This is a genomic window from Aeromonas sp. ZOR0002 (genome assembly GCF_963866995.1).
GTDB lineage: Bacteria > Pseudomonadota > Gammaproteobacteria > Enterobacterales > Aeromonadaceae > Aeromonas > Aeromonas caviae.
In genome coordinates this window covers 1-2684 of sequence record NZ_CAWMFQ010000096.1, presented here as the reverse complement: position 1 = coordinate 2684, position 2684 = coordinate 1, and the positions used below count along the sequence as shown (strand labels likewise).

Below are 2684 nucleotides of genomic sequence, written 5' to 3'. Positions count from 1 at the left end.
CCCATGACCCTCAGCCAGCTTCAAGAGCCGATATGGCATCGGAGGGCTTGCCACGACTGCATGCCCCAATTCAACCAACATGCTCTTGAGGTCAAAACGATGATTAAACCGGAAGCAGTATTCCGCAAGATGCCTTGGTAAATGCTTCGCTCCGAGCGTATGGCAACTGCCCCGCAGCGAGTTTTTCACATTTCCTATCATCGTGTTTACCCAGTTGAATGCCGGATGATCCAGCCAGTCCAGGTTGCCCCCGGTGACAACACCCAGGTGCTCACAATTGGCCTCCTTGACCGCTTTGAAACAGGCCAATCCATCGGATATCACCGCGCTACCACTGGCAATATGCCGTTTTGCCCAATCAGCAACGGACTTGGTTTTGAAACCATCGACCACCGTCATCCGCATCTTGATTGGATGTCCTTCCTTGTTCAGAGCCACTGCTGCCACAAACGGCGTCTTGCCTGCCGCGCCCCGACCCCGTTTGCCACCACGGCGCTCGCCACCTCAGTAGACATCATCGAGCTGAATGATGCCGCTGATGGGCTGCTTGTCATCGGACTCTTTCATGGCTTGCAGCAGCTTGTGCTTGAGCATCCAGGCGGTGTCATATTACTCGTTGCTGGAGACCGCCAAAGCCAATCAACTGGAGCCGTCAGCGTATATCAATTATGTGCTGGCGCGGATCGGCGAAGCGGACAGCCTGGAAAAGCTGGAAGCGCTGCTACCGTGGAATGTGGCGCTGGAGCCGATTTCAAAAAAAGTGGTGCAATACAACGAAGGCAAGTAGGTCGATTTAACGGCGCTTACGGTGTATGCTACGCCGCCCTCGGTGACGACACCATTACGGTGTCAGGCTCCATGGGTCGCTATATAGGTACAGATTCAGGTCATGAAGGGGCAAGTATGTCCATACAAGGTTCGTTGAGAGCACAGTTACTGGCGTTGTTGGGCGGAAGTATTCTTCTCCTCGTCATCATCTCGTTGTTCTGTTTCCGTCTGCTGGAGCAAGGGGTCGAAGATTATCAATCCCTGGTTAACAGCACGCTGCAAGAGTCGACGCTGGTTGAGCGGGCCAATCTGGAGTTCAAGAGCCAGGTTCAGGAGTGGAAAAATGTCCTGCTGCGCGGCAAGGATCCGGAGGCTCTGACCAAGTATTGGACCCGGTTTGAAGAGCAGGAGCGTGCGGTCAACCAGACGCTGGCGCAACTGAGCCAGTTGGCCGGGCAGTGGCAGGGTCAGGAGTTGGTTGCCCAGGTGCGGAGCCTGAGTGATGAACATCAGAAACTCGGGCTGGCCTATCGTCAGGGCAAAGAGAAGTTTGTTGCCGCTCAGGGCGACCCGACTGTGGGGGATCAGGCGGTGAAGGGTATCGATCGGGCAACCAGCGAGCAGATGGAGGCTCTGGTCAAGCATCTGCATGAAGAAGGCAATCGTCAGGCCCAAGCCATTAGTGAGGAGACCCACAGCCAAGCCATTCTCGGCGTGGTATTCCTGATTGTGGCGTCATTACTGGTGGGGGTGCTCAGTCTCTGGTTGGTGAATCGCCAACTGCTGGTGCCGATCAAGGCGCTCACCGACTTCATTATCCAGTTGAGCCATGGCAAGTTTGATCGACCCTTTGCGCTGCAACGGCAGGATGAACTGGGTGCCCTGGCCAAGGCCGCCAATACCCTGCGCGATTTCTTGGGGACGACCTTTTCCCAGCTCAAGTTGAGTGGCGAGCAGCTGGATAGTGCCAGCCATGAACTCAAGGAAATCTCAGGGTTGATGGCCAAGGGCACCCAGGATCAATTCTCCCGCACCGATATGGTGGCTACCGCGATGCACGAGATGTCGGCGACGGCGCAGAATGTCGCGGAGAATGCCGCATCGGCCGCCCAGGCGACGGATCAGGCGGACCATACGGCTCACGAAGGCGAGCAAGTGATGCAGGACACCATAGGCGGCATTGCCCAGATGGGTAAAGAAATTGACAACACGGCTGGCGTTATAAAACAACTGGATGAAGATAGCCGCCGCATCAGTACCGTGCTGGAGGTGATCCGTTCCATTGCCGAGCAGACCAACCTGCTGGCCTTGAATGCGGCGATTGAAGCGGCGCGGGCCGGTGAGCAGGGTCGCGGCTTCGCCGTGGTCGCGGACGAGGTTCGTACCCTGGCCAAGCGCACGGCGGACTCTACAGCGGAGATCAACCAGATCATCGCCAAGGTACAGCGTGGCACCCAGGAAGCGGTACAGGCGATTGGTAGTAGCCAGCAACTCAGCCAGCAGAGTATCGAACAGGTGACGGTCGCGGGTCGCAAGTTGCAGAGCATCACGAGCTCCATCAGCCAGATCCACGGCATGAACCAGCAGATCGCCACCGCCGCCGAGGAGCAGACGCTGGTGGTGGAAGATATCGCCCGCAACCTGGTGGATATCAAAACCATCGCCACCGAGAACGAAGAGAACGCCCACCGCACCCAGGGTGCCAGCGACCAGTTGCATCAAACCGCGGTCGACCTCAACCGCGCCATGCAAAAGCTGATGGCCTAAATCAAAACCGGGCCCCGCGGATAGCGGGGCCCGGTTTTTCCTAAACAGATGCAAACGGCTTCCCCTAGCGCATCCCAGGGCGGGATCGCACTTTGTTAATGAAATTTCTGATTACCCATGACCCTCAGCCAGCTTCAAGAGCCGATATG

General features: G+C 56.9%; 1 protein-coding gene and 2 pseudogenes. 2 read left to right on the top strand and 1 reads right to left on the bottom strand.

What is annotated here, in order from left to right; translation table 11 throughout:
• Positions 1-609: pseudogene (locus AACR77_RS05470) on the bottom strand (IS1595-like element ISKpn3 family transposase); the annotation flags it as partial.
• A 1-nt stretch (position 610) separates the two neighbouring features.
• On the opposite strand from AACR77_RS05470, the pseudogene AACR77_RS05465 reads away from it, so the two are divergent.
• Both AACR77_RS05465 and AACR77_RS05460 read left to right on the top strand, forming a co-directional pair.
• Positions 611-787 (top strand): annotated as a pseudogene (locus AACR77_RS05465) (transposase domain-containing protein); the annotation flags it as partial.
• 158 nt (positions 788-945) lie between these two features.
• Entirely contained in the window at positions 946-2535 is a 1590-nt protein-coding gene (locus AACR77_RS05460; RefSeq protein ID WP_339373209.1) for a methyl-accepting chemotaxis protein, read from the top strand.
• The last annotated feature ends 149 nt before the right edge of the window (positions 2536-2684 follow it).